At 71.0% G+C, this 1,170-nt stretch carries 1 protein-coding gene; it reads right to left on the minus strand.

What is annotated here, in order from left to right; genetic code table 11:
- Nucleotides 1-489: 489 nt before the first annotated feature.
- Nucleotides 490-1,047, minus strand: coding sequence for a SigE family RNA polymerase sigma factor (locus ACWD35_RS45585; RefSeq protein ID WP_451357195.1), 558 nt, complete (start codon nt 1,045-1,047; stop codon nt 490-492).
- Between the last annotated feature and the right edge of the window lie 123 nt (nt 1,048-1,170).

A 1,170-nucleotide genomic window follows, 5' to 3' on the forward strand; every position in this document is an offset into this window, starting at 1 on the left:
TGCCGGTGACGGGCTGGCAGTCGGCCCAGGGGCCGCCTTGGTGGTCGATGCGGACGCCGCCGATGTACATGCGCTGGCACAGCAGTGCTGTGCCCTGCGCCCTGGTTCCGTCGGGGAGTTTGGGCAGGGTGTAGCCCTTGGGCAGCGTCCGGTGGAACTCCAGCGCCACCGACCAACGGTGCCCGTCTGTCGTCCCCTCGGCCACCCGGACACTGACAGGAACGGGAGCCGGGGTGACGGGGGAGCTCGCGGGGGGCGAGGGCCGGCGCGCAGGGGCGACGGCACCAGGCGGTGGTTTCAGGAACGCAACCATAAGGCCGAGGCCGAGGACGCAGGCGGCACTCGCCACGGCAGCCGCGGCACGGCGGCGTTTCCTGCGGGCCCGCGCGGCGGTCAGGATCTGGTCGACGGGGGCCTGGGACGAGGGGTAGGCCTCGCGTGACCGGGCGAAGGCGGCGCGTGCCCAGTCTTCTTGGCCGTGGTCTGGAGTCATCGTGCCTCTGCAGGGCGGCTGGGCGGGTAGTTGCGGGCGACGGTCGACCGGCTGCGCAGTTTGGCCAGGGCCCGGGACGCCTGGCTCTTCACGGTGCCGACCGAACAGCCGAGGACGTCCGCCACCTCCTCTACGGACAGATCCTCGCAGTAGCGCAGCACCACGACCGCCCGCTGTCGCTCGGGCAGGTCGGCGAGCTCGCGAGCCAGGGCGTCGTAGACGTCCACGTCCCCGACACCGGCCCCGTCGTCGTGGAAGGGGCCGGTGTCGGGCAGCGACGGGAGAAGGAGGTGGGTGATCCTGCGGCGGCGGTGCCGGCTGCGGTTGGTGTTGACCAGTGCGCGGCGAACGTAGTGTTCGGCGCGCTCCGGCTCCAGCCGCTGCCAGTGCGGGTACACCTTCGCCAACGTCGTCTGCACCAGGTCTTCCGCTTCGTGGAAGTCGCCGGTGAGCAGATACGCGGTGTGGGTCAGGGCCCGCCAACGGGCGGCGACGAACCGGGTGAACTCCGAGTCCGGTCCGCTGTCCGCGGCCTTGCGGTCACTTGGCTGCACAGCAGGAGGTGCCCGTCCTTCGTCTGACTGGTCAGCGCCAGTTGGTGTCGTGGGTGAGTCGGTTGTGGTGGCTGTCGTACTGGTCGACCGCGGTGATGGTCTGTCCGTTGGGGATGGGTGCGG

This window comes from Streptomyces sp. NPDC002671, from assembly GCF_053592475.1.